The sequence below is a fragment of the Nocardia sp. NBC_00511 genome (assembly GCF_045161165.1).
GTDB lineage: Bacteria > Actinomycetota > Actinomycetes > Mycobacteriales > Mycobacteriaceae > Nocardia.
The window spans coordinates 4,891,301-4,916,896 of record NZ_CP107849.1 but is presented as its reverse complement, the minus strand read 5'-3'; the positions used below and the strand labels follow the sequence as shown (position 1 = coordinate 4,916,896).

Genomic DNA, 25,596 nt, shown 5'->3' with positions numbered 1-25,596 from the left:
GCCACTTTAAAAACTGGACTCGCGCGGTACCGTCGAAACGTGAGTGAGAACGAGCTGGGGCTGTTCCTGCGATTGCGCAGGGAAGCGGTCAAGCCCGCGGAGGTGGGCCTGCCCGCCGGTTCGCGTCGGCGTACCCCGGGTCTGCGCCGCTCCGAATTGGCCACGATCGCAGGGGTTTCCGTCGAATACCTGACCCGGTTGGAACAGGGGCGGGATCGGCATCCGTCGACGCCGGTGCTTTCCGCGCTGGCCGAGGCCCTGCGCCTGTCGCCCGCGCAGCGGGTGCATCTGCTCGGCTTCGCCAAGGCCAACGATCCGAACTTCAACTGCCGCGGCGGTTCCGGACCCAACCGGCGGGTCCGCCCGGCCGTGCAGGCCATGCTCGACCAGTTCGAACCCGCACCCGCCGCGGTGATGAACCGGCTCAGCGAAATCCTCGCCTGCACCGACGGCTACCGCAGCCTCTTCGCCCCCATGGGCCTGCTCGACGGCGGCCTGCCCAGCAGCTACGCGACCTACGTCTTGGCCGACCCCCGCGCCCGCGAGGTCTACCCGGACTGGGAACACAAGGCGGACAAGGTCGTTGCCACCCTGAAGCAAGGCCCCGGCCGCTCCGACCCGGCCGTGGGCGCGCTCATCGACCGGCTGGCCGTGCTCGCCGGCACCGACTTCACCGCGCGGCTCGAGACGATTCCCGGCCTGCCCGACACCAACGGCGTCGGCCGCCTCACCCACCCCGAGGCCGGACCGCTGCGCCTGGCCTACGAAACCCTGCACCTCTCGGCCGACGACGACCAGTACCTGATGGTCTACCTCCCCGCCGACGACGCGACCGCCAAGGCTCTCGACGCCCTCGTCGGCCGCCGCCCGGGCGGATTGCGCGCAGTCGCCGGTTGAAGGACCCGCGTACCCCGAACCGAAGCTCGTACCCGGCCGATCGAACTTCCATCACGATCCGGTTTCCTTCCCGCCGCCGCGTGTCCTCCCGTCGATCGCCGAGATGACCTGCACCGCAGCCGTTTTCCCGCCTCGGCCCGGGACTGTCGCTTCCCCGTCGGTGCGGGCTCGGTCGCGGGAATCCGGCCGCGGTCCCGAGACTGCGGTATCGATCGACCCAGACCGCCGGTGGGGCCGCATGCCGACCAGGTTCGGGGCCCCTGGCCGAAAGGCCCGACTTGAACGTTTCGCGCCTCGGTTTCGGCTACGTGGACCATGCTCCCGGCCGAAGCCTTTCGCGGTGAGTTCGCTCGCCGCGCGGCCGCGTGAACCGCGGTCGATCTCCCTTGTTACGACCACATGGAGAGGGGCGGTAGCCTTGACCACCGTGCATCCTGACGTATCCGCTGATCTGGCCGAACTCGACTCGACCCTCAAGACCGTCGAGGCTGTGATCGACATCGAGGAGCTGGTGCGGCGCATCGACGAGCTCGAACACCAGGCGGCCGATCCGGAACTCTGGAACAACCAGGAACACGCCCAGGGCGTGACCAGTGAGTTGTCGCACGCACAGAGCGAATTGCGGCGTGTGCGCGAACTGCGGCAGCGGCTGGAAGATCTGCCGGTGCTCTACGAGCTCGCCGAGGACGAAGAGGGTGACGCGCGTACCCAGGCGCTCGCCGACGCCGACGCCGAACGCGTCTCCGTGCACGCGGATGTGGAGGCCCTCGAGGTCCGCACCCTGCTGGCCGGTGAGTACGACAAGCGTGAGGCGCTGGTCAACATTCGCTCCGGTGCGGGCGGCGTCGACGCGGCCGACTGGGCGCAGATGCTGATGCGCATGTACGTGCGCTGGGCCGAGAGTCACAAGTACCCGGTCGAGATCTACGACACCTCGTACGCGGAAGAGGCGGGCATCAAGTCGGCCACCTTCGCGGTCAAGGTGCCCTACGCCTACGGCACGCTGTCGGTGGAAATGGGTACCCACCGGTTGGTCCGGATCAGTCCGTTCGACAACCAGGGCCGCCGCCAGACCTCCTTCGCCGAGGTCGAGGTGCTCCCCGTCGTCGAGACCACCGACCACATCGAGATCCCCGACGGCGAGGTGCGCGTCGACGTGTACCGCTCGTCCGGCCCGGGTGGCCAGAGCGTCAACACCACCGACTCGGCGGTGCGCCTGACCCACATCCCGACCGGCATCGTGGTCACCTGCCAGAACGAGAAATCGCAGCTGCAGAACAAGATCTCGGCCATGCGCGTGCTGCAGGCCAAGCTGCTGGAACGCAAGCGGCAGGAAGAGCGCGCCCAGATGGACGCCCTCAAGACCAACGAGGGCGCGTCCTGGGGCAACCAGATGCGCTCCTACGTGCTGCACCCGTACCAGATGGTGAAGGACCTGCGCACCGGCTACGAGGTCAACAACCCGTCCGCGGTGCTGGACGGCGAGATCGACGCCTTCATCGAATCCGGCATTCGCTGGCGGATGAAGGACGCCAACTGATTTCAGCGATCGCGTGGTCCGCGGACCTCGTGATCCGGCGGCTCGGGCCCGGGTGATCCGGCCGCCCGGGTAACCGGCCCGGGACCCGCAGCCCGGCCTGCCCGTCCCGCTCGGTCTCGATCGAGCGGGATAGCGTGCCGGAAGCGGGCATACCGGGTGAGGCGGAACTGTGATCCGCCGGAAGCGAATCGGAGGCAACATGGATGCGGTCCTCGCCGTGCGCAGCGGCGCCGATTTCACGGACTGGCTACGTTCCAGCGGACTCGAGATCGTGCTGCTGATCGTCGGCACCATGCTGTTCAGTCGCGCGGTCACCTTCGTGCGCGACCGCATCACCCGCAAGATCGATTCCGGTTTCCGCAGCAGTGATTCGCTGGTGCGCTCGGAGGCCGCCAAGCATCGGCACGCGCTCGCGCAGGTCATCACCTGGGTGGTGCTGTCGCTGGCCTACTTCCTGGTGTCGCTGGAAGTGCTGCGGCGCTTGGGATTCGAGATCGGGGGACTGGTCGCCCCCGCTGCGGTCATCGGCGCCGCACTGGGTTTCGGCGCGCAACGCGTGGTGCAGGATCTGCTGGCCGGATTCTTCCTGATCACCGAAAGACAGTACGGCTACGGCGATGTCGTGCGGATCGCCGTCACTGGCAATTCCTCGGAGGCCGAGGGTACGGTCGAGGACGTCACGTTGCGCATCACCACCTTGCGCAGCGCTGACGGTGAAGTGATCACCGTTCCCAACGGTCAGATCGTGAAAGTGACCAACCTGTCGAAGGATTGGGCGCGCGCCGCTATCGACGTGCCCGTTCCCGCGACCGCCGACATCAACAAGGTCAACGAGATCCTGCACGACGTGGGCGCCAAAGCGTTCGCGGACCGCAAGCTCAAGGCACTGCTGCTGGACGAGCCGACGGTCATGGGTGTCGAAGATCTCACCGTCAATCAGATGAACATCAAGATGGTCGCCCGGACGCTGCCGGGCAAACAGTTCGAAGTCGGACGCGAGTTGCGGGTTCGGGTAGCCGCGGCGCTGCGCCGGGAGGGTTTGAGTGAAAACACGTAGGTCCACGGCAATCCTGATGGCCGTGTGGGTTGGCACGTTTGTCCTGTACGTCTTCGTCAAGCCCGCAGAACACACGAAACCCAACGCGCCCCAGATCGTGAACACCATGCTCAGCAACTATCTGCCAAACGAGGCCCAGACTCCTGGACGCTGAATCCAGTTCCGCGCGGTGTGGCCGGTCGGCGCGCACTGCTGGCTACACTGGCAACCCGTGATAGAGCTTCGCAACGTCACCAAGTCGTACAAGACCTCGACGCGGCCGGCGCTGGACAACGTTTCCGTGGACATCGGCAAGGGCGAGTTCGTCTTCGTCATCGGCCCCTCGGGCTCGGGAAAGTCCACGTTCATGCGGCTGCTGCTCAAGGACGAGAAGCCGACCACCGGAGAAGTGTGGGTGGCCGACTTCCGTGTCGACCGCCTGCCCGGGCGCAAGGTGCCGAAGCTCCGCCAGCGCATCGGCTGCGTGTTCCAGGACTTCCGGCTGCTGCAGCAGAAGACCGTGGAGCAGAATGTCGCGTTCGCGCTGGAAGTGATTGGCAAATCTCGGGCATTCATCAATCGCTCGGTGCCGGAAGCGCTCGATATGGTCGGTCTCGCCGGAAAAGCGGACCGGTTGCCAGGTGAGCTCTCCGGTGGCGAACAGCAGCGCGTCGCTCTGGCCCGCGCGTTCGTCAACCGGCCGCTGGTGCTGCTGGCCGACGAACCCACCGGCAACCTCGACCCGGATACCAGCGGGGACATCATGATGCTGCTCGAACGGATCAACCGCACGGGCACCACGGTGGTGATGGCCACCCACGACAACACCATCGTCGACGCCATGCGCCGACGCGTGGTCGAACTCGATCGCGGCCGCATCGTGCGCGACGACGAAATGGGTGTGTACGGGGTGGGTCGGTAATGCGCTTCGGATTCCTCTTCGGTGAGGTGCTCACCGGCCTGCGCCGCAACGTCACCATGACCATCGCCATGATCCTCACCGTCGCGGTCTCGCTGACCATGCTCGGTGGCGGTCTGCTCGCGGTGCGGATGGCGGACAAGATCCAGGACTACTACGTGCAGCGGGTCGAGATCCGGCTGTACCTCGACGATCCGACCTCACAGTCCGATCAGGACTGCACCGGCCCGGTCTGCGCCGCGCTGATGTCGGACCTGAAGAAGCATGCCGATGTCGCCAGCGTGCAGTACGTCAGCAGCCAGGACGCGGTGAAGGAGGTGAAGGACACCACCTTCAAGGATCAGCCGGGCCTGGCCGACGAGGTCAGCAAGGACGGGCTGCCCGCCTCGTTCCGGGTGAAGCTCGACGACGTCACCAAATATCGGGACATCTACGACGACTTCGCCAAACGACCCGGCGTGATGACCGTGCTCAACGATATGGACATCGTGGACCGGTTGGTCAGCTTCTTCGTCGGATTGCGCAACGCGGCCTTCGGATTGGCGGCGCTGCAGGCGCTCGCGGCATTGCTGTTGATCGCCAACATGGTTCAGGTGGCGGCGCTGGCGCGGCGGACCGAGGTCGGGATCATGCGACTGGTCGGTGCGACGCGCTGGTACACGCAGCTGCCGTTCCTGCTGGAGGCGGTGCTGGCCGCGTTGCTGGGATCGGTGCTGGCCGTGGGTGGTTTGTTCGTCGCGCAACCGCTGGTGATCAACCGGGCACTGGGCAGCCTGTTCAACGATCAGGTGCTGCCGCGGATCAGCGGCGACGATATCGCGACCGTTGCGATGATCGTCACACCGATCGGTGTCGGGTTCGCCGCGCTGGCCGCCTATGCGGCACTTCGGTATTACGTTCGCGAGTAGAGGGGTGCGAACTTCGGTCGATGGGCGCCAACGGGGTTCCGTCGTCGGAGGGTGTCCGTAGGATTGCGGGCGTGAGCGCACCGGAGGTGGAGACCGTAGTCGGGAACCTGGATGACGTCGGAAGTGATCCGGCACACCAGGTTTTGCGAAAGACCTTCGGGTACGACAGTTTTCGCGGACCCCAGCGGGAGATCGTCGAACAGGTGATCTCCGGCGGGGACGCGCTGGTGCTCATGCCCACCGGTGGCGGCAAGTCGCTGTGCTATCAGATTCCGGCGCTGGTGCGGCCCGGCGTGGGCGTGGTCGTCTCGCCATTGATCGCGCTGATGCAGGACCAGGTGGACGCGCTCAACGCGGTCGGCGTGCGGGCCGGGTTCCTCAACTCCACCCAGTTCCCGGACGAACGGCGCACGGTCGAAGCGCAATTCGTGGCCGGGGAGCTGGACGTGCTCTACCTCGCACCCGAGCGGTTGCGGCTGGAGGCCACCGCGCAACTGCTGGACCGGGGCAAGATCTCGGTCTTCGCCATCGACGAGGCGCACTGTGTGTCGCAGTGGGGCCACGACTTCCGGCCCGACTATCTCGGACTGTCGATGGTGCACGAGCGCTGGCCGGATGTGCCGCGCATCGCGCTCACCGCCACGGCCACCGAGGCGACGCGCAAGGAGATCGCCGAGCGGCTGGACCTGCGCGAGGCTCCGGCGGGTTCCGCGCGCGGCGCCAAGCACTTCGTGGCCAGCTTCGATCGGCCCAATATCCAGTACCGGATCGAGGGCAAGAACCGTCCGGAACACCAGCTGCTGGCCTTCATTCAGTCCGAGCATGCCGGTGACGCGGGCATCGTCTACTGCCTCTCGCGCAATTCGGTGGAGAAGACCGCCGCGTTCCTGAGCGCCAACGGGGTGGCCGCGGTGCCGTATCACGCGGGGCTGGACAACCGGACCCGTGCGCAGAACCAATCGCGGTTCCTGCGTGAGGACGGTCTGGTGGTGGTCGCCACCATCGCCTTCGGCATGGGTATCGACAAGCCGGATGTGCGTTTCGTCGCCCACCTGGATCTGCCCAAATCGGTCGAGGGCTACTACCAGGAGACCGGCCGCGCCGGGCGCGACGGCCAGCCCTCCACCGCCTGGATGGTGTACGGCCTCAGTGACGTTGTGCAGCAACGGAAAATGATCGACTCCTCCGACGGTGACGCCGCGCACCGCCGCCAGCTGCAACTGCACCTGGACGCCATGCTGGCGCTGTGCGAGACCGTGCAGTGTCGGCGCGTGCAGCTGCTGGCCTACTTCGGTCAGCAGGGTGAACGCTGCGGCAACTGCGACACCTGCCTCAACGCGCCCGAATCGTGGGACGGCACCGTGCCCGCGCAGAAGGTGCTCTCCACCATCCTGCGGCTGAAACGTGAACGCGGACAGAGCTTCGGCGCGGGGCACATCGTCGACATCCTGATCGGCAAGCGCAACCCCAAGGTCGAACAGCACTCGCATCACGAGCTCAAGGTCTTCGGCATCGGCACCGAACTGCGCGATATCGAATGGCGCGGTGTGGTCCGCCAGCTGCTGGCCCAGGGTCTGCTCGCCGTGAACGGTGACTACGGCGTGCTGACGCTTACCGAGGCCAGCAATCAGGTGCTGTTCGAGAAGCGTGAAGTCATGCTGCGTCGCGAGCAGGAACGCACCAAGGCTGCTCGAACTCCCAAGGCCAGCAAGGGCTCCCGACCCGCCGTCGACCTGGCTCCCGGTGACAGCGACCTGTTCGAGAAGCTGCGTACGTGGCGTGGTGCGACGGCCAAGGAGCAGGGCGTTCCGGCCTACGTCGTCTTCCACGACGCCACGCTCCGGGAGATCGCCGCCCGCAAACCGGCGTCGCTCGCCGACCTCGGCACCATTTCCGGTATCGGTGAGAACAAGCGCGCCAAGTACGGCGAGGGTGTGCTCGAGGTGATCGCGGGCAACGGCGGGTCGACAGGCGGCGAAATCGCCGGTTCTGCAACGGCTTCCGAGGTGGCCGCGCCGCCGCGCGCGGGTTCCTCGAGTGCGGCGGGTGCCACCGCCGCGAAGTCCCGCCCAGCATCGCGATCGGAATCCGCGCCCCGTCCCGCCTCATCGTCCCGCCCGGCGCAGCCGAACCGCTCGGCCCCCTCGAACCCGGCCCCTTCGAATTTCGCCGCTACCGACGACATACCTTGGCCGGATGAGCTCCCGCCGGACTTCGACGACCTGCCGCCGGATTACCAGTAGGGCGGCCGCATCGTGACAGTCGACATGTCGCAGGTCGCTGCCGACCTGCGCGAACAGCTGCGCAAGGCCGGGTTTCCGGCTGCGGAAGCCAGGAATTCGGCGGTGCTCGCCTTGGCCGAGGAGGCGGGGGAGTTCGTCGGCTCGTATCGCCGGTGGTCCGGACAGGCCCGTCGCACAGGGACATTCGACGAGATGCGGGCCGAACTGGCGGACGTGGTCATCACCGCGTGGCTGGCGGCCGCCGAACTCGGCATCGATCTCGACGCGGCGCTGGCCGACAAGCTGGCGGTCATCAACGAGCGCGGGTTGCGCGATCCGGTCCCGCCGAGCTGATCGGTGATCTCCGCACGCCCATCAGCAGGCGATTTGGTTGCTGGGCGGCGGCACGATAAGCTTTCGGAGCTGCCGCGGTCCTCGGATCGCAGCGAGCGACCTGGTCCCGTCGTCTAGAGGCCTAGGACGCCGCCCTCTCAAGGCGGTAGCGCGGGTTCGAATCCCGTCGGGACTACGCAAGCAGGCCCGCCAACCAATCCGGTTGGCGGGCCTGCTTTTTTTCTCCGACCACACTCACACTGGTTGAGATCGCTTGTCGCGCAACAGTGGAACCTCCGATGCGGCAGATTCCAGCCGCCCGGCCGCGCCGCTCGGCTGAAAATTGCTCGCCGCGAACCTGATTCGTCGTGCTCGGATGAGTTCGTCCAGCATCCCGGCGCTTGGTCAGACTGTTCCCGTGCACTATGTGTCGAGATCGCGGATCTGCTGTGCTCGGCCGTGGCACGACTGCGCTGTAGGGCTCGACCGTGGCGGGCTGCGGCCGGAAATTCGGTCGCGCGGGTCGGATTTGCTGGCTACCTTGGGAATCGGCCGCAGGCAGGGGCGCACCGGAATCTCCGGGTCGCGTTCTCCGTATCGAGCGGTCAACTTACTGGTGACGCAGATTTCGATCTGTTGAGGTTCGACTCCTTGAAGTGATGCGCCCTGCCCGGTCGTCGGCGGTGCCATGGCTCTGCGAGCTCCTCGTCCGCGGACGAGGGCGGCTCCCGCCTGGCACCGTGGCCGGGCAGGGCGTGTCCGGTCGTGCCCGAAAACCATGTGGGGGAAGGAGATTGGAATGTTCGACACTCTGTTCAAGAATACTCACGCGACTGTCATGGACTGGCAGCGCACGCTGCTGTTCCGCGACGGCGTCCTGGAGCGCGTGCTGGAGCCGGGGCGGCACCGCTACGACGCCGAGCGCTGCTCGCTGGTGACGGTCGACATCCGCCCCCGCGTCCTTCAGGTGGCAGGCCAGGAATTGCTGACCCGCGACGGCCTTTCGCTGCGGGTCAGCTTCGCCGCCGACTGGGCTGTCACCGACCCGGTCGCCTTCACCACCGGTGCCCAGCACGCCGAGACCGTCCTCTACGGCGCGGTCCAGGAGGTGGCGCGCGACTTGGTCGCCGCCCGCACCCTCGACGAGCTGATCGCCGACCGCGCCCTGCTGGGTGGCGGTAAGGAAGCGGTTGCCGCGCAGGTCGAACGGCTCGGCATCAAGGTCGACGCGTTGCGTGCCAAGGACCTCATGCTCCCGGGCGAACTCCGCAAGGCCGCCCTCGAGACGGTCCTCGCCCGCGAGCGCGGTCGCGCCGAGCTCGAACGAGCCCGCGCCGAAGCCGCCGCCCTGCGTTCGCTCGCGAACACCGCCAAGCTGCTCACCGACAACCCGGTCCTGCTGCGCCTGCGCACCCTGCAGGTGGCCGCCGGTCCGGGCGCGAAGGTCGTGCTCGACGCCCGCGCGAGCGAATGACGTTCGACCACGCCCGACCTCGGAACAAGGTGTGGTCGGGCGTGGTTGAACCATCGGGTTCGCCTCGTGGGGCGAGGGTGATGGGGTAGGTGTGGAGATCCGTAAGCTGGTTGGGCAGTCCGGCCAGTGACGGGACGATAGAGGAGACATGAAGGAACAGGGGCGCAAGGTCATCGCCAGCAACAAGAAGGCGAGGCACAACTACGCGATCCTCGAGACGTTCGAGGCCGGGATCGCGCTGGTCGGCACCGAGGTGAAGAGTCTGCGCGAGAGCAAGGCGTCGCTGGTCGACGCGTATGCCTCGATCGACGACGGCGAGGTGTGGCTGCGTGGGCTGCACGTACCCGAATACGGGCACGGCACCTGGACCAACCACGCGCCCCGCCGCACCCGCAAGCTGCTGCTGCACCGCCGCGAGATCGACAAGCTGGTCGGCAAGACCAAGGAGTCGAGCCTGACCCTGGTCCCGCTGTCCATGTACTTCTCCGACGGCAAGGTCAAGGTCGAGCTGGCTCTCGCCAAGGGCAAGCAGGACTACGACAAGCGTCAGGACCTGGCCCGGCGCGACGCCGAACGCGAGGTCACCCGCGAGCTCGGCCGCCGGATCAAGGGCATGCGCGGTTGATTGCCGCGGGTGTGCGCGGATCCGCCGGTGGCGGCGCGTTAATGGAATGAACCAAGGTTTGTTCGGTGTTAGGATGGGTGGCCCGGTGCGAGCCGGGTGGTTCGACTGAATCGTTGAACACAGACGGGGCTGAACGGTTTCGACTGCGTACGTTGATTCAGGGGAAGCGTGTCGGTGCAGGCAAGAGACCACCGTAAGCGTCGCTGCAACCTTATAAGCGCCGATTCCAATCAGCGCGACTACGCTCTCGCCGCCTAAGCAGCGAAGCGTGTCTGTCAGCCCGGGTTCGCCCTCGACCCGGTCCCTGGCATCAGCTAGAGGGCTCTACTGTCCGGCGCGGTCGCGGCGTCGGATGGGACATCCAACAGCGACTGGGATCGTCATTCCGGCTTGTTCGCGTGACCGGGAGATCCGAGCAGAGGCATAGCGAACTGCACACGGAGAAGCCCTGAAAATGCGGCGGAGGACCCGGGTTCGATTCCCGGCAGCTCCACTCGAGAAGGCCCCTCACCCGCCGGGTGAGGGGCCTTCTCGTTGCCTCAGGAGCGCGCGCAACCAGTGCAGACCCGTCGGCCGCGGGCATTGCTCGGGCCGTATTTCGCACGGTGCCCTGGGATCAGCAGTTCGGTTGGAATGGGTAGCAGGACTTTGGGCTTGGGATGGGCGACGGGGGTGTCTGCTGGGTGATGGCTGGGATCGATGAGGGGTGGGGTGGGTTGGAACTGTCGGTGGAGTGTGAGGTGAGGAGGATGAGCAGCAGGAGTGCGCCGAAGCCGAACACTATGGGGAGGGCGAGGATTGCGGGGATCAGGTAGGTGAGGCGGGGGCGGAAAGGGCGGCGGGCGCGGGGTGGGCGGCGGGGCGGGGGCTGGGTCAACGGGACGCTGCCGTGAGACGGGTTACCTCGGCGGGGGAGAGGGTTAGTTCGGCGGAGGTCAGGAGGGCGGGGAGTTGGTCGACGGTGCGGGCGCTGGCGATGGGGGCGGCGATGGAGGATTGGGCTCGGAGCCAGGCCAGGGCGATGGAGGCTACCGGGGCATTGTGGTTGGCGGCGATCTCGTCGAGCGCGGTCAGGACTCGGATGCCGCGGTCGTCGAGGTAGCGGCGGGCACCGGCTGCGCGTGGGCTCGCACCGGCGGTTTCGGGGTCGCCGGGGCGGTATTTGCCGGTGAGGAAGCCCATTGCGAGTCCGTAGTACGGGAGTACCGCAAGCTTTTCGCGGACGCACAGGTCGGCTAGTTCGCCTTCGTAGACGGTGCGGTCCATCAGGTTGTACTGCGGCTGCACCACCTGGTAGCGGGCCAGGCCATCGCGGTCGGAGATGGCCAGGGCCTCGGTCAGGCGCGGGGCGGTGTGCTGGGACGCGCCCAGGTGGCGCACCTTGCCCGCCCGGACCATGTCGTCGAACGCGCCCATGGTCTCGGCGAGTGGGACCTCTTCGTCGTCGTAGTGGGCGTAGTAGAGGTCGATGTGGTCGGTGCGCAGTCGGCGTAGCGAATCATCGACGGCCGCATGGATATTGGCGGCACTGAGGCCGGGGCGCGTGGGGGACTTGCCTACCTTGGTGGCGACGTGGATCGTGTCGCGGTTGCCGCGTGCGGCCATCCAGTCGCCCAGGATGGTTTCCGATTCGCCGCCGGAGTTGCCCGGCACCCACGCGCTGTAGGCGTCGGCGGTGTCGATGAGATTGCCGCCCGCGGCCGCGAACGCGTCGAGCACGGCGAAAGACTGCTCCCGATCCGCGGTCCAGCCGAATACGTTCCCGCCCAAGCACAGCGGGTAGATATCGAGGTCGGTGGTTCCCAAGAGTGCCATACCGCCAACCTAGCTCCGGTGCGGTGGGAACGCTCGCTGCCGCCATGCGGCAGAGGACCCGGGGTCGATTCCCGGCGGCTCCACTCGAGAAGGCCCGGTCCATCAGGACCGGGTCTTCGTCTTTCATCGACTCGCGTGCTCGGTCGGGGCGTGTGGGGTGGGGAGGAGGCCGGAGGCGGTGAATTGGGTTAGGTAGCGGTGGATTACGGGGCGGTCGAGGGTGGGGCAGGGGATGGGGGTTTGGGTCAGGGCTTCGCGGGTGTGGGTGTCGGAGCATCGGGGGTGGCCGACGAGGGCGGTGAAGGTGGGGGCCAGGAGGGCGGCTCGGGGCAGGGAGGTGTCGCCGTTGGTGGGCGCGGCGGCGCGGCGGTCGAGGGTGGCTCGGAGGGTGTCGAAGGGGGTGATGGTGATCGGATGGCCGGAGTCACGCAGGCAGTCGAGGATGTCCCGGACCGGGGTGGGGGTGTGAGTGACCAGGTGGTAGACGGTTTTTCGGTGTGGTTGGGTGGCGAGGGTGACTATTGCGGGGGCTACGTAGTCGACCGGGACCAGGGGGATGGTGGCTTCGCCTACCTCGGGGGCCATGGATAGGTGGGCGGCGGCTCGGATCATGGTCCAGAAGGCGTCGTCGGGGTTGTTGATGCCGGTGCGGGTGTGGCCGGTGACGGTGCCGGGGCGGTAGATGGTGGCGGGCACGCCGCGGTCTGCGGCCTGGCGGATCAGTTCTTCGGCAACCCATTTCGAGGTGAGGTAGCCGTTGTCTTGGACTTGGGTGGCGGGTAGGCGGGTGTCCTCGGTGATTACGGCGGGTGGGTTGGTGGCGGGGATCGCTGCGCCGAGGGTGGAGATGAAGTGCACGTTCTTGATTCGGTGGCTGGTTGCCAGTTGCAGGATGGTGCGGGTGCCTTCGACGTTGGTGGCTCGCAGGCGTTCGTAGGGTTCGACGTGGTTGACCCGGGCTCCGTTGTGATAGATCGCGTCTATCCGGTCTGCCAGCAGCGCGAACTGCGATGCGGAGAGGCCGAGGCGCGGGGCGGAGAGGTCTGCGGAGAGGGCGGAGATGCGTTGGGAGACTTGATGGGTGGGCAGCCCGAACTGCTTCAGGGACTCGATGATTCGGTGCAGGGCGGTGCGGTCGTCGCGGGCGCGGACCAGGCACCATACGCGGGCTTCGGTGCGGGTCAGTAGTTCGTGGAGTAGATGTACGCCCAGGAAGCCGGTTGCGCCGGTGAGCAGCACCTCGGTGTCGGGGCCCGCGCGATGGGGTAGGCATCCGGTGGGGGTGATCGTGGGCTCGAGGACCGCGTCGCTGGTGATGCTCGACGTGGGTGATTCCGTTACGCCGTCGAGGTAGGCCGCGAGCCCGCCGACGGTGGGGGCGTTGAGGATTGCCGACATCGGTACGTCGCGGCCGAGTTGTTCGGAGAGCTGCTGGTGCAGCAGGAAGATCAGGAGGGACGAGCCGCCGAGGTCGAAGAAGTCGTCGGTGGTACCGACAGTCGGGACCTCGAGGACGCGCGAGAATGCCTCGGCGATGGCCTTTTCCAGTGCGGTGCCGGGCGTGGTGGTGGCCTCGCCGGTGAAAGTCGGTGCGGGAAGGGCAGTTCGATCGAGTTTGCCGCTGGTGTTGACGGGCAGCGCGGACAGCGTTATCACCACTGACGGGACCATGTATCCGGGTAGCCGGGTGGATACCTTGCGGCGCAGCTCTTTCGGGTCGGCGGTGGTGCCTGCCCGCAGTACGGCGTACCCGATGAGGCGGGTGTCGGTGGCTCCTCGCTGCACCGCGACGGCCGCTTGCGCGACATCCGGGTCCTCCAGCAGTACTGCCTCGATCTCACCGAGTTCGATCCGCTGCCCGCGAATCTTGACCTGGAAGTCGGTGCGCCCCAGGTATTCGAGGATATCGTCGGCTCGGTGCCGGGCCAGATCGCCGCTGCGGTACATCCGCGACCCCGGCGGACCCGCCGGGTCGGCGACGAATCTGCTCGCGGTCAGGCCTGGCGCGCTGTGATATCCCCGAGCCAATTGCACGCCGGTGAGCACGAGTTCGCCTGATACACCGGGCAATACGGTATGCAGCCGGGAATCCAGTACCCGGCATCCGGAATTCCACACCGGGACGCCGATCGCGACGGTCGGCGCGTGCAGGTCCGCCTCGCCCACCTCGTGTTCGGTGATGCTCACCGCCGCCTCGGTGGGGCCGTACAGGTTGTGCAACGCCGCGGGGCAGAGCTGGGCGAACGCGCGGGCCGTGTCGGGTGCCAGCGCTTCACCGATCACGAAAACCGCACGCAGTGAGCGCAATTGGTCGGCTCGGGCCGATCGCGCGAGGAGCGCGAGCATCGTCGGTACGAAATCGGTGAGGGTGACGGCGTGGGCGGAGATCAGGTCGCTTATCGCATGTGGGTCGCGGTGTTCGGCGGGCCCGGCCAGGATCAGTCGAGCGCCGGCGGACAGCGGCAGGAAGTATCCCCACAGCGAGACATCGAAAGTGGCGGCCGTCTTGTGCAGATAGCTGTCGTGCGGCTGCACCCCGTAGCGGCTGCGCATCCAGGTGAGCTGGTTGACGATTGCGGCATGGGTGACCACCACGCCTTTGGGACGGCCGGTGGAGCCGGACGTGTAGATCACGTAGGCGGGATGGTCGCCTCGCAGCGGGGCCACCCGCTCACGGTCGTGAACCGGTCCGGTGGCGAACGCGGTGAGGTCGAGTTCATCGACGAGCTGTGCGCCGCCCAGGTCCACCCGGTCCCGGCTCGTGGTCAGAATGCAGTGCGGGGCAGCCGAATCCAGGACATAGCCGTTGCGTTCGGCCGGGTGCTCCGGATCGATGGGCACCCATGCGGCACCGGCTTCGGCGACGGCGTTGAGCGCCACGACCTGATCGATGGAACGCCGCATGGCCACCGCCACAATGGATTCCGGCCCGATGCCCCTGCCGATCAGCCAGCGTGCCAGTCGGGTGACGCGATCGTAGAGCCCGCCGAAGCTGATCGACTCCGTGCCCGCGACCACTGCGATCGCGTCCGGCCGTTCGGCGGCCTGCCGGGCCAAGGCGGCGGTCAATATCTCGGACGGCACCGGATGATCCGGCTGGGTGGCGTCGGCCTCGTCGGCCAGCGTCAGATCGCCGACAGCGGTCTGCTCGTCGACCCGGATCGAGCGCAGCAGGCGCAGGTACGCGTCGAGGAATCGCTGGATGGTCTCGCGGTCGAAAAGATCTGTGCTGTAACCGAATCGGATGGCGATCGGACCGAGCGAGCCGTCCTCGTCCCGGGTGTCGATGACACCGATGTGCAGATCGGTCTTCACCGTGTCCGATTCGACGTCGAACATCGACAGTGCCGCGTCGGGAATGTCGAGCTGCGCGCGAGTGAAGTTCTGGAATGCGAATCCGACCTGGTAGAGCGGATGCCGTCCCGGTGAGCGCCGCGGATCGATCGCGTCCACCACGTATTCGAACGGCACCTCGGAGTGGGCGAAATTGGCCAGGTCGCGGTCCCTGGTCCGCATCAGCAGGGTGGGGAAGGTCTCCGCGAGGTCCACCCGGGTTCGGGAGACGGTGGTGTTGACGAACATACCCACCACGCCGTCGAGCGCCGGATCGGCGCGAATGGTCATCGGGACGCCGATCGCGATGTCGGTCGTGGCCGAGAGGCGCGCGAACAGGACCGCCAGCGCGGTGTGCATCACCATGAACAGGCTCGCGTTGTGGGCGCGTGCGAAGCCCAGCAGTGCGCTGTGTTCGTCGGCGGGCACCAGGGTGTCGAGGGTCGCGCCGCGCAGTGAGGCGACTGCGGGGCGGGGCCGATCGGCGGGCAGGTCGAGCTGCTCGGGGAGGCCTTCCAGTTCCCGGGCCCAGTATCGAAGTTGTTGCGACAGCAGGGAATCGGGGTCCTCGCGCGAGCCGAGCAGTTGACGCTGCCACAGCGCGTAGTCGGCGTACTGGGCGGAGAGCGGCTGCCACTGCGGTGCGCCCTCCGCGTGCCGGGCGGCATAGGCCTGGGCCATGTCGGCCGCCAGCGGGGCTAGGGATGAGCCGTCCGCGCAGATATGGTGCAGCGCGCACACGAGGATGTGTTCGTCGGGTGTCCGCAGCAGCCGAATCCGCAGTGGCACTTCGGTGGTGACGTCGAAGCCTTGCCGCAGGATGCGATGCGCCAACGTGGAGAGATTCTCCGTGCCGACGTCGAGCGAGTCGAATCGATCGGTGACGTCGTCCGGGGTCAGGATCTCCTGGCGTGGGCCGTCGTCGTCGGCGGGGTAGCGCGTGCGAAGGGCCTCGTGGCGGGTGACGACGTCGATCAGGGCGGCCCGCAGCGCGTCAGTGTCGATGCCGTCGAGCCGCAATGCGAACCCGATATTGTCCACGGCGGACGCGGTATCGAACTGGTTGCGCAGCCAGAAGCGAAGCTGATTCGGCGACAACGGAATTCGATCCGGCCGCAGGCCCGCCAGCAGTGGTGCTCGTGCGACGTCGAAGTGCTGGGATCGAATGGCCTTGGTCAGGGTGGCGACAGTCGGATGGTCGAAGAGTAGCTGCGTGGGGATCCGCGTCTTCCAGATCTGGCTCAACCGCGCCGCGACCTGTGTCGCCAGCAGCGAATTGCCGCCGGCGGCGAAGAAGTCGGTGTCGCTGCCGAGCGCGCGGTGTCCGAGCACGTGAGCGAAGGCGTCGGCGACCGCTTCCTCTCCCACGCTGGCGACCGGACCGGCGCCGCCGGATGGTGTGGACGGGAGGGTGCGCAGCGCGGTGCGGTCGATCTTCCCGGTGGTGGTGAGCGGGAACAGCTCCAGGACGGTTATCGAGTCCGGCAGCATGTAGGACGGTAGTCGGGTGGCGAGGGCGTGCAGGACAGCCCTGGATTCGATGGGCCGGTCGGGATGTGCGCGCACGAAGGAGGCGAGTTCCGTGCCGCCGCTCGGGGTGTCGCGATCCACCGTGGCGGCGTCCGCGACTCCCGGAATGCCGGTGAGCGCGGCGTCGATCTCACCCAGTTCGATCCGCCGTCCGCGCACCTTGACCTGATCATCGATCCGGCCGACATACTCCAGATTTCCGAAACTGTTGCGCCGCACCAGATCTCCGGTTCGGTACATTCGTTCGCCCGGTGCGCCCATCGGGTTCGGCACGAATCGTGCCGCGGTCGGCTCCGGATGTCCCGGGTAACCGCGCGCGAGACCGTTGCCGAAGACGTACATCTCACCGACGGCCCCGACCGGGGTCGGCCGCAGTCGGGAATCCAGGATGTGATGGCCCGAGCCCTCGACGGGTGCGCCGAGCGTGACGGCCGCCTCGGCGTGCAGCGCTGGGCTCAAGGTGGCCGCGATGGTGGTTTCGGTGGGGCCGTACGCATTGTGGAACCGACGTCCGGGTGTGGCCCATTGCCGCAGCAGCGCGGGCGGGCACGCTTCGCCGCCGACCACGATGGTGGTGAGTACGTCGAGTCCGGACGGTTGGATGCTCGCCAGCACCGACGGGGTGAGGAAGGCATGGGTGATCCGGTGCCGGTGCAGAAAGGTGGCGAGTTCCGCGCCGCCGACGATGGTGGGCGGGGCCACCACCAGGGTTCCGGCCGACCCGATCGCCATCAGGAATTCCAGAATGGAGGCGTCGAAGCTGGGCGACGCGAAGTGCAGAACCCGCGCGGCCGGGGTGAGTCCGAGGGTGGTGCGCAGCCGGGCGGACAAACCCGGAAGCCCGGTATGAGTGACCCCGACGCCTTTGGGACGTCCGGTCGAGCCGGAGGTGTAGATCAGGTAGGCGATATTCGAATTCCGCAGCGGCCCACGCCGGTCGAGGTAGGAGATGGGGCCGCTGGATTCCTCCGCGAGCTGCCCCGTCACGTCCGGATCGTCGGCCGCCAGCCAATGCACCCCGCCCGGCAGTTCGGATACGGTGTGGCGGTGCGTGATTCCGTACGCGCACCCGCTGTCGGCGAGCTGGTATTCGATGCGAGCGCGCGGATACGACGGATCGATCGGCACGAAAGCGGCCCCGGTTTTCGCGATTGCCCAGATCGCCGCGATCGAGTCCACCGACCGCGACATCATCACGGCCACTCGGTCTTCGGGCCCGACCCCGAGCCCGCACAGCCAGCGTGCCCACCGATTGCTGACGGCATCCAGTGCGCGATAGCTCAATTCGATTTCGTCGCTGCGCACGGCAATGGCGTCCGGATCGTGTTCGACCGCGGCGGCCAGCTGAGACACCAGGTTCCGGTTACCTATCGTGGCACGCTGTCTGCGGGCAGAGTGTGTTCTAGGTACACGGGTGCCATCACGCATTTATTGTCCTGCCGAGGGTGAACGGAAATATTGCTGATGCTACGACCGATTCGCTATTCCGTCTTGCCATGACAGGGAAGGCCCGGTCCAGTTGGACCGGGCCTTCGCCGTAACTCCGGGGTTAGCCGCCGGCGCGGCGGCGGAAGTTGCGTTTGGCGTCCGCTTTGGCGTGGGCGCCGTGGATTTTGGAGTTGGATTGGGTCGACCCGCCTGCTGCGGCGTGGCCGTTCTTGTGGGCGAGGGCCTCGCGGAACTTGCGTTTGGTCGCTTGTTCCGGGGTCTCGTCCGGGGTCGCGAGACCCTCGGCGGGAACTTCATTTTCGTCGGCCATGGGTCCAGCCTGCCATCCCATCATCGGATGGGTTCGGTCAGAGGGTGCCGTTTTCGATGTCTCGCTTCAGGGCGGCCTGATAGGCCTGGTGGGAGGAGATGCCATTGTCGGCGGTGAAGCCGATGAGCACGGGGTTCGCGGTGAAGCTCAGGTGTTCGTTGACGGTGGTGGTGCCGTTGCCGTTGTCGACGAAGGTGATCTTCTGGTGGGTGATGACACCGGGCTGGTCGTAGCTGTCGGTGAGGTAGTAGTGGTCGGCGGGGTAGAGGCGTTGCTCGGCTTGGGTTTGCGCGGGGTAGTCGACCGAACCCATCGGGACGTTCTCCAGGGCGGTGAAGTCGATGGTTTGGGTGACGCCGTCGCTGCAGGTGCGATGCGTGATGATGTCTTTCAGGAACGGGTGCCTGCCGATGTCGTTGCGCAGGTTCGAATACACCGTCCACACCTTCGCCAGTGGCGCGTTGATGGTGATCGGCAGATCGGCGGTGCGGGTCGAAGTGCCGGACGAGGGGGACTTCGTCGCGGCCTGGTAGGACGCCCAACCGGTTTGCCAGCCCGCGGTATAGGAGTTCGGGGTCTCGGTACACGTCGGCGCGGAATCAGCCTGCGCTACCGGCGAACCCGTCGCCGCGAACGATAGGGCCATCGCGCACCCCACAAGATATTTCACGGCCGGACTGTAACGCGTTCTCGCGCCGTTTTGTTGAGGTGTCAGGTAACGATCTTTGATCTTGTCGGTCGGTGGTTGCCGCGCTCAGGGCCCGAACTGGTCGGGCCCTGAGGGGTTCAGCCGAGGAGTTCGGGTGCCGAAGTGGCTGACACGGTTTCGGTGAGGGCTTCGGGGGAGTGGGGTGGGTAGAACTGGGAGTACCAGCGGCGGAGGGCTTTTATGCCCTGTTCGTGGGGGAGGAAGACGGGGCGGGGGCGGTGGATTTTGTGGTCCCAGATGGCTAGTTCCTCGCGGACTTCGCCGAAGGCGACCAGGCGGAAGGCCAGCTTCAGGATCGGGGTGGCGAAGGGGACTTTGGGGCGGCGGATGAAGTAGAGCATCCGGAGTTCGCTGGTGGTGTCGTCGATGGGGGTGGTGAGGGCGATGGCGGTCATGGTGATTTGGGGGCCGGAGGTGCGCACGACCATTACGCCGGGGCCGTACATGTAGACGTCGAAGGTGTTGTCGACCCAGTAGCCGAGGATGGATTTGCGGAAGCGGCTGTGGATTTCGGCGAAGGGGCCGTTGGGGATCAAGTCCTGGACCGGCGGTGAGTCCTGGCCGTGGATGTGGTGGAAGTGGGATTCGTCGACGATGTTCTCGCGCATTTCCTGGATGTGGATGCGGGAGGTGAGGATGTCGTCGATGGGGGTGGCGTAGCCGGGGTCGGTGGCCTCGGGGACCTCGGGGATCTCCCAATCCGGTTCGCCCGCACCGGAATAGGCGAAGATGAGGCCGCTGTGCTCGCGGAGCGGGAGGCCGCCGAGGCTCACCCGGGGTGCGCGGGTGGCGAAGGGGGCGGTGGCGCAGGCGCCGTCGGCGTCGAAACGCCAACCGTGGAAGGGGCATTCGACCTGGCCGTCGACGACCTTGCCGCCCGCGCCCAGGTGCGCACCGTAGTGGGGGCAGTGGGCGTCGCGCAGGGTGGCGCGGCCGTCCTTGCCGCGGAAGGCGATCAGGGCACGGCCGAAGTAGTGCAGGTTCACGAGTTTGCCGGGGCGCAGCTGGGAGCTGCGCATCACCGCGTACCAGCCTTCGGGCACGGTCGGCATCGGATAGTGGTCGGCGCGCGGATCGCGCGCCAGCTCGGTCAGGCCCGAACGATCACGTCGAGGGAACACGCCCCAACCCTAACTGGAACCTGTTACAGAACGGTGAAAGGCCCGTTATGAGATGACAGCCCTTTCACGTTGGCGCGCAGCGGAATTCAGCAGGAGGACTCGGGCGTTCGGTTCACCGTCGGCGACGCTGGCGGTCGGCTGAGTGACGGTGGCCCGCCCTCTGCGCGGTCCCCGCGAGGCCGAGGCAGTGGAAGGGGCGGGTTGGGGCAGTGAATGGATCGGATTGAACGGTGTCCGGGCCGGATACTCTGGTAGTTATACCTGAACCGAATCGCCCGCTCAGTCACCTCTCGGTGGAGGGACTTCGGTGGCCCGAACCGATTCGTGCACCGGACCCACCCCTTCGACCAGAGGGGCGCTCGAAGGTCTGAAGGGGTGGGCGGACATGGGTCGTTTCTCGGGCGGGTTGCGGGCGAACCTGGTGTGGATCAAGGAGAACGCGGAGGGCTCGGTCGCCATCGTTCTCGCGGTGACGATGAGCGTGCTGGGGCTCGTCGACGTGTTTCCCGTGGAGATGGTCAGCAAGGTCATTCCGCTGACTCTCGGTGTGGTCGCGTTCGCGTTGCTGCGGGACCGCTGGAGGCAGGAGGCCGTCAATTCGGAGATGCTCAGAGCCGCAGCAGAAGTGACCGCGACGCTGGTGCAGTTGCGCGAACGGCTGGAGCATGTGAGGCAGCTGGACGGTCTGCTGGCGAGTACTCAGCACACGCTGGAGGGCTTGGCCGCCGTGCGATTCGCGGTGGGAGCGGAGGTATCAGAAGCGCTGGCACGGGCGAGATCCGATACCGATCGGTGGATCTTCAAGGGTGGTACGGGCGCTCACACGCGGGTGGTGACGCTGCCGCAATGCGTGAAGCGGGCAAATCACGTTCGGCGTGAGTTGGTGGTGCGCATGGAGATTCTCGATCCCACCGATCTGGATGCCTGCGACCAGTACGCGAGGTTGTATCAATCGCTGGCCGACGGCGAGGAGGACGATGCCCACACCTGGACCGGGAAGGGAACCCAAATCGAGTCGTATGCAACGATTCTGGCGGCCTGCTGGTACAAGCAGCGATCTCGGCATCTGCTCGATATCGAGATCGGGCTGACCTCCGCGGTATCGATGTTCCGCTGGGACCTCTCCTCTCGATTCCTGATCATGACTCAGCGTGGGCCACGCTTTCCAGCGATGATCGTGGAAAAGGGCCGCCCCTATTACGACTCGTGGAGCATCGAGTTGCGCACGAGTTTCGCGGGGTCGCGCAGAGTGCCGATGGAACGTGCTCTGCTGGTTCCCTTGGGCAACGACCCCAGCGTCGTCGAGGTGAGAGGGCTGTTCGATGTTTTGGGTCTCGATCTACCTGATCAGTTCACCGACGCCGACATCGATTCGATCATCGAGAAGGCGCTGCGCGACAACAATCCCTTCCTGCGTGGCGCGGGTGACTATGTGAATCACTGAGGCATCACACCGTGCGGGATGCGTTCCCGGACCGACCGTGCGAGTCGAGCTGTCGTCTCCGGGTCGCACCGGGTGCGAGCAATGCTGTGCACGGCGGCGTCGAGACCTGTGAGGGACAGGTCCACCGCTCCGCGGACACCCCGCCCGAATGCCAGTGTGGCGGCGGCCCCCTCGACCGACGTGGTGTGGAAGACACCGGCGTCGAGCCGATAGATCTCGCCCGCCGCATGCCATTCGGTGGCCGCGACCGAACTACGGACCCATCGGTCGATGGGATGGATCATGTCGATTCCAGCCTCGCCGTTGTGGATCTCGGCCACGCGGAACTCCGGCCCGTTATCGACATCCACGACGTCGAGCACCTTGTTGCACACGGTGCCGTAGAGCACGCAGCTCACCAGTTCCCAACTGTGCGAATGGATCTGTGAGGTGGTCAGCGTGGGCAAGGGCAGTAGCCGCCACAGGTCGGGCTCCCAGGCGTGGATGCAGACGCCACTCTCGCCGTCTCTTTCCAATGGAAAGCAGACGAACCCGAGTGGATGTAGGAGAGCTGTGACGGTTGCCGGATCCTCGATGATCTCATCGAGGATCCGTGCGGTCTCCTCTCTGACTGAGCCTTTCGACATGGCGAGACGCACGCTCTCCTTGGTCACAACGCGGCAGCCTACCGCCGTGACGTTCGGAGAATGCTGAACAGCTCAACGAAGTCTTGTCCGGGTCAGGCACCTCGTTCGCCGTAGGCGGCGGCGACCTCTTTGGACCCCATCCAGCGGCTGTAGGTGGGGGACTGCGGCCAGCCCTCGGGGGAGTCCTGCCACACCTCCTGGCGGCCGTAGGGGAGCAGGTCGATGAGGGAGAAGGTGTGGGTCAGCTGTTCGGTGCCGCGGCCGTCGGTGTGCCAGGTGCGGAAGACGGTGTCGCCTTGCCGGAGAAAGACGTTCACCGCGAAGCCCGCGCCGGGAGGCGCGCCGACATCGGCGCCGAAGGAGCTGTTCGCGGTGGAGTACCAGGTCATCTTGTTGCCGACGCGACGCTTGTAGGCCAGCGCCTCGTCGATCGGGCCCTGGGTGACGATGACGAAACGCGCGTCGTAGCTGTCGAGGAATTCCAGCCGGGTGAACTGCGAGGTGAAGCCGGTGCAGCCGCCGCACTGCCACTCCTCGTTCGGAAACCACATGTGGTTGTAGACGATCAGCTGTGGCCTGCCGTCGAAGATGTCGGCCAGCCGGATCGGCCCGTCCTCGCCCTCGAGGGTGTAGTCGGGCATTTCGACCATCGGCAGGCGGCGGCGCTGGGCGGCGATGGCGTCGAGTTCCCGGGTCGCGGCCTTCTCCCGGACGCGCAGCGCTGCCAGTTCACGCTGCCAGGTGTCGGCGTCGACCACGGGTGGCACGGCTCGATTGTTCATTGCGGGTTCTCCCTGACCGTTGTTGCACAGAATGCGGGCTGTAGATGCAGACCCGGCGGGCGCGCGGAATTCATCGGTCGGGGCGAGTTCTCCGGTCGATCAGGGAAGTTTCGGCGGACGGTCGGGGACCAGCAGGGTCGCGATGGCCTCGCCGATCGGTATGGCGTTGTTGGTGTTCGAGTCGCTGGCCGGGCCCAGCGTGGCGTAGACGACGACGGTCGTGGCGGTCTTCGTGTCGTAGAAGGCGACGCCGTCGTAGCCCCCGTAGGCGGGGTTCATGAACAGCCAGTCGCCCAGGTGTGGGACGCCGAACGCGAAGTACCGCTGTGCGGTGAGCGGGCCGAGACCGGCGGTGGAGGGCCCCATCATGTCCTGGAACTGCTTGCCGGACAGCAGTTCTCCCTTGCCGAGCGCCCGCACCCAGCGCCCGACGTCGGCGACCGTGGAGTTCATGTTGCCGCTGTGCAGGAATGCCGTCGGATTCCAGAAGGTGGCGTCCTCGAAGATCTTTCGCTCGTCGGTGTAGCCGTGCAGGATCGGTTCGTCGACCTGTGCGGTGAGCATCACGCGGGAGTGCTTCATGCCCAGCGGGTCCAGGATGTACTGAGCGATGAGGTCGCCGAGGGTTTTGCCGCTGGCCTTCTGTAGCACCTCGCCGAGGACCACCAGATCGCTGTGCGCGTAGGCGAAGCTGGTGCCGGGGTCGAACAGCGGTGGCCGGGCATTGGCGAGGGTGAACAGCTCCGGCGCGGTCCAGGTGTGGAAGGGGTTGTCGGCGAAGCGTTTCAGGAAGTCGGGGTCGGTGACGTAGTCGGAGATGCCGGAGGTGCTGTCGGCCAGCATGCGCGGGGTGATGCGGTCGGCGCGCGGGAAGTCCGGCAACCAGCGGGCGATCGGCTGGTCCAGTGGGACGACGCCGGATTCGTCGAGCTTCCACAGCACGGTGGACAGCATCGGCTCCATCGGCTGGCCCACGCGCAGCTGCATGTCGACGGTCGCGGGCACGCCCAGCGGTGAGTCGCCCGCCGCTGCGGTGACGATCGGGTCATTGCCCCGCCAGACCCCGAAAACTGCTGCGGTGAGCCCCATTTCGGCGAGCTTGGTGCGCACCAGATCGGTGATCTGCCCGGCTTCGGGGCTGGGTTTCGGTGGGCTCGTGCCGCTGTCGGAACCGCAGCCGGACAGGGTCACGGTGAGTGCGATGGCCAACATCGCGCTCACTCGACACCGAGTGGACACACTCATCACCGTGTCCCTTCGTCGGAAACAGGTGGTCGGAGCAGCGTCCATCAGAATCTACGCCGGTAGCTGGAAGGAAACTACGGATCAGTTGGTTTTGTTCGCGTAATCGAGCGGCAGTTTGGCGGGCGAGCAATCGATCACCGTGTCGTCGTGCTGCGCGCGGGTCTCGAGATAGGTGATGCGGCCGGTGGAAGCCACCAGGGTCTGCGGGTAGGTGGGACCGAAGTCGCGCTCGGCCATGATCTCCGCGAGGTTGTCCTCGTAGTGGCCGAGCGTGCTCTCGGGGAAATCGAGCATCCACTGCGGATAGCAGATGGTGGTGTGCACCCGGCGCTCGTGCAGCCAGGCGATGAGTACGGTGACCGTCCCGGTCGGCTCGACCCAGGCCAGCTTGTACATGTCACCGCTGAGCTGGATCATCTTGGCCGCCTGATGGGTGGACCAGCGGCCGAACATGGGACCCATCAGACAGCGGAACGCCACGGACTGCGAATCGCGTACGTAGAGTTCGTAGATCCAGCCGTTGTCGTAGGCGTAGATCAGATGCCGTCCGACGATGCCCGACAGATCGCCCGCTTCCGCGGGGGTCGAGGCGCTGGCTGCGTCGCTGGCGCTCATCGGTAACTCCTCTCGGCCGACGTGCGTCCGGACCCAGGTGTCACCGCCAGCCTATCCGTTGATCACGGATTCACCGGTGAACTGCGCCAATGCTGGTTTCGGCGGCAGCTTTGACCCGGGTCAGCGTGGCATTCATGCCGTCGAGCATCTCGGCGTCGAAGGGGTCCTCGCCGCCGAGCGCGTGCTCGACGATCACCTTCGAGATCCACTTGGTGCCCTGCGGTGGGACATCGCGACGCTCGACGACCCGGGTGCCGCCGGGGATCGGGCTGATCTCGAAGGTCCAGACGCTCGAGTTGCTCAGCGTCCGGAATGCCAGGGCCCGGCCGCTTTCGACGCGTTCGATGCGCGAGACGGTGGGCCAGTACTTGCGGCCGCGGCGGTTCAAGTTGACGGTCAGCCCGCCGGTGCGCAGCGCGCCCAGCGGCCGCATCCATCGGCACTGCGGACTCCACTCGGGCATGCGGCGCAGGTCGGAGAGCAGGTTCCAGACCTGCTGCGGGGTGGCGTCGATGTCGATGGCGGTGGACAGGTTCAGCTTCGTCATGATCTTGCCTCTCGAATGACGTGCTTCGATGCAATCGCATGATTATCGTAGTAATCAATTGATGGCATGGTCAATGCCTCCGCTGACACCGGTGCGGTCCGGGCGATAATGACCGG

General features: G+C 66.5%; 20 protein-coding genes, 1 tRNA gene and 1 other RNA gene. 12 read left to right on the top strand and 10 right to left on the bottom strand.

Annotated features, from left to right (window positions below):
* The first annotated feature begins 39 nt into the window (after positions 1–39).
* From OG300_RS23065 to ssrA, 11 genes are all read left to right on the top strand, one after another.
* Positions 40–897: a helix-turn-helix domain-containing protein gene (locus OG300_RS23065; protein ID WP_405484835.1), complete on the top strand. Its 858-nt coding sequence runs from the start codon at positions 40–42 to the stop codon at positions 895–897.
* Positions 898–1,324: 427 nt separating this feature from the next.
* Entirely contained in the window at positions 1,325–2,437 is a 1,113-nt protein-coding gene (gene prfB, locus OG300_RS23060) for a peptide chain release factor 2 (RefSeq protein ID WP_405484833.1), read from the top strand.
* Between the two features lie 199 nt (positions 2,438–2,636).
* The gene (locus OG300_RS23055) at positions 2,637–3,494 is read left to right on the top strand and encodes a mechanosensitive ion channel family protein (protein WP_405484831.1); all 858 of its coding nucleotides are present in this window, start codon (positions 2,637–2,639) and stop codon (positions 3,492–3,494) included.
* 211 nt (positions 3,495–3,705) lie between these two features.
* Positions 3,706–4,395 carry a cell division ATP-binding protein FtsE gene (ftsE, locus tag OG300_RS23050; RefSeq protein ID WP_405498634.1) on the top strand — a complete coding sequence of 230 codons (690 nt, stop codon included), beginning with the start codon at positions 3,706–3,708 and terminating at the stop codon, positions 4,393–4,395.
* Positions 4,395–5,300, top strand: coding sequence for a permease-like cell division protein FtsX (gene ftsX / locus OG300_RS23045; protein ID WP_405484829.1), 906 nt, complete (start codon positions 4,395–4,397; stop codon positions 5,298–5,300). Before ftsE ends, ftsX begins: the two co-directional genes overlap by 1 nt.
* A 71-nt stretch (positions 5,301–5,371) precedes the next feature.
* Complete coding sequence (gene recQ / locus OG300_RS23040; protein WP_405484827.1) at positions 5,372–7,543, top strand: DNA helicase RecQ; 2,172 nt, start codon at positions 5,372–5,374, stop codon at positions 7,541–7,543.
* A gap of 12 nt (positions 7,544–7,555) precedes the next feature.
* A complete protein-coding gene (locus OG300_RS23035) occupies positions 7,556–7,876 on the top strand; it encodes a hypothetical protein (protein ID WP_405484825.1) in 321 nt (106 codons plus the stop codon).
* Between the two features lie 102 nt (positions 7,877–7,978).
* Positions 7,979–8,051: transfer RNA gene (locus OG300_RS23030), tRNA-Glu, on the top strand.
* A gap of 603 nt (positions 8,052–8,654) precedes the next feature.
* On the top strand, positions 8,655–9,329 hold the full coding sequence (locus tag OG300_RS23025; protein WP_405484823.1) for a slipin family protein: 675 nt from the start codon (positions 8,655–8,657) through the stop codon (positions 9,327–9,329).
* A gap of 148 nt (positions 9,330–9,477) precedes the next feature.
* Positions 9,478–9,954, top strand: a complete 477-nt coding sequence (smpB, locus tag OG300_RS23020; RefSeq protein WP_405484821.1) for an SsrA-binding protein SmpB — start codon at positions 9,478–9,480, stop codon at positions 9,952–9,954.
* A 125-nt stretch (positions 9,955–10,079) separates the two neighbouring features.
* Positions 10,080–10,450, top strand: a transfer-messenger RNA (tmRNA) gene (gene ssrA / locus OG300_RS23015).
* A 377-nt stretch (positions 10,451–10,827) separates the two neighbouring features.
* Here ssrA and OG300_RS23010 read toward each other — a convergent pair.
* The 5 genes from OG300_RS23010 to OG300_RS22990 form a co-directional block, all read right to left on the bottom strand.
* Positions 10,828–11,769, bottom strand: a complete 942-nt coding sequence (locus tag OG300_RS23010; RefSeq protein WP_405484819.1) for an aldo/keto reductase — start codon at positions 11,767–11,769, stop codon at positions 10,828–10,830.
* 123 nt (positions 11,770–11,892) lie between these two features.
* Positions 11,893–17,985, bottom strand: a complete 6,093-nt coding sequence (locus OG300_RS23005) for an amino acid adenylation domain-containing protein (RefSeq protein ID WP_405484817.1) — start codon at positions 17,983–17,985, stop codon at positions 11,893–11,895.
* 196 nt (positions 17,986–18,181) lie between these two features.
* Positions 18,182–18,391, bottom strand: coding sequence for a DUF5302 domain-containing protein (locus OG300_RS23000; RefSeq protein ID WP_405484815.1), 210 nt, complete (start codon positions 18,389–18,391; stop codon positions 18,182–18,184).
* A gap of 37 nt (positions 18,392–18,428) precedes the next feature.
* Entirely contained in the window at positions 18,429–19,061 is a 633-nt protein-coding gene (locus OG300_RS22995; protein ID WP_405484813.1) for a hypothetical protein, read from the bottom strand.
* A gap of 116 nt (positions 19,062–19,177) precedes the next feature.
* Positions 19,178–20,221, bottom strand: a complete 1,044-nt coding sequence (locus OG300_RS22990; protein WP_405484811.1) for a Rieske 2Fe-2S domain-containing protein — start codon at positions 20,219–20,221, stop codon at positions 19,178–19,180.
* Between the two features lie 385 nt (positions 20,222–20,606).
* Between OG300_RS22990 and OG300_RS22985 the strand changes: the two genes are divergently transcribed.
* Positions 20,607–21,665: a hypothetical protein gene (locus OG300_RS22985; protein ID WP_405484809.1), complete on the top strand. Its 1,059-nt coding sequence runs from the start codon at positions 20,607–20,609 to the stop codon at positions 21,663–21,665.
* Here OG300_RS22985 and OG300_RS22980 read toward each other — a convergent pair.
* The 5 genes from OG300_RS22980 to OG300_RS22960 form a co-directional block, all read right to left on the bottom strand.
* Complete coding sequence (locus OG300_RS22980; RefSeq protein ID WP_405484807.1) at positions 21,659–22,318, bottom strand: hypothetical protein; 660 nt, start codon at positions 22,316–22,318, stop codon at positions 21,659–21,661. The two genes, OG300_RS22985 and OG300_RS22980, sit on opposite strands and share 7 nt — an antisense overlap.
* A gap of 65 nt (positions 22,319–22,383) precedes the next feature.
* Positions 22,384–23,073 (bottom strand): DUF899 domain-containing protein, encoded by a 690-nt coding sequence (locus tag OG300_RS22975; protein ID WP_405484805.1) that lies wholly within the window; start codon positions 23,071–23,073, stop codon positions 22,384–22,386.
* Positions 23,074–23,172: 99 nt separating this feature from the next.
* Positions 23,173–24,318: a serine hydrolase domain-containing protein gene (locus OG300_RS22970; protein WP_405484804.1), complete on the bottom strand. Its 1,146-nt coding sequence runs from the start codon at positions 24,316–24,318 to the stop codon at positions 23,173–23,175.
* A gap of 81 nt (positions 24,319–24,399) precedes the next feature.
* The gene (locus OG300_RS22965; RefSeq protein WP_405484802.1) at positions 24,400–24,933 is read right to left on the bottom strand and encodes a phenolic acid decarboxylase; all 534 of its coding nucleotides are present in this window, start codon (positions 24,931–24,933) and stop codon (positions 24,400–24,402) included.
* A gap of 70 nt (positions 24,934–25,003) precedes the next feature.
* Positions 25,004–25,480: an SRPBCC family protein gene (locus OG300_RS22960; protein ID WP_405484800.1), complete on the bottom strand. Its 477-nt coding sequence runs from the start codon at positions 25,478–25,480 to the stop codon at positions 25,004–25,006.
* Between the last annotated feature and the right edge of the window lie 116 nt (positions 25,481–25,596).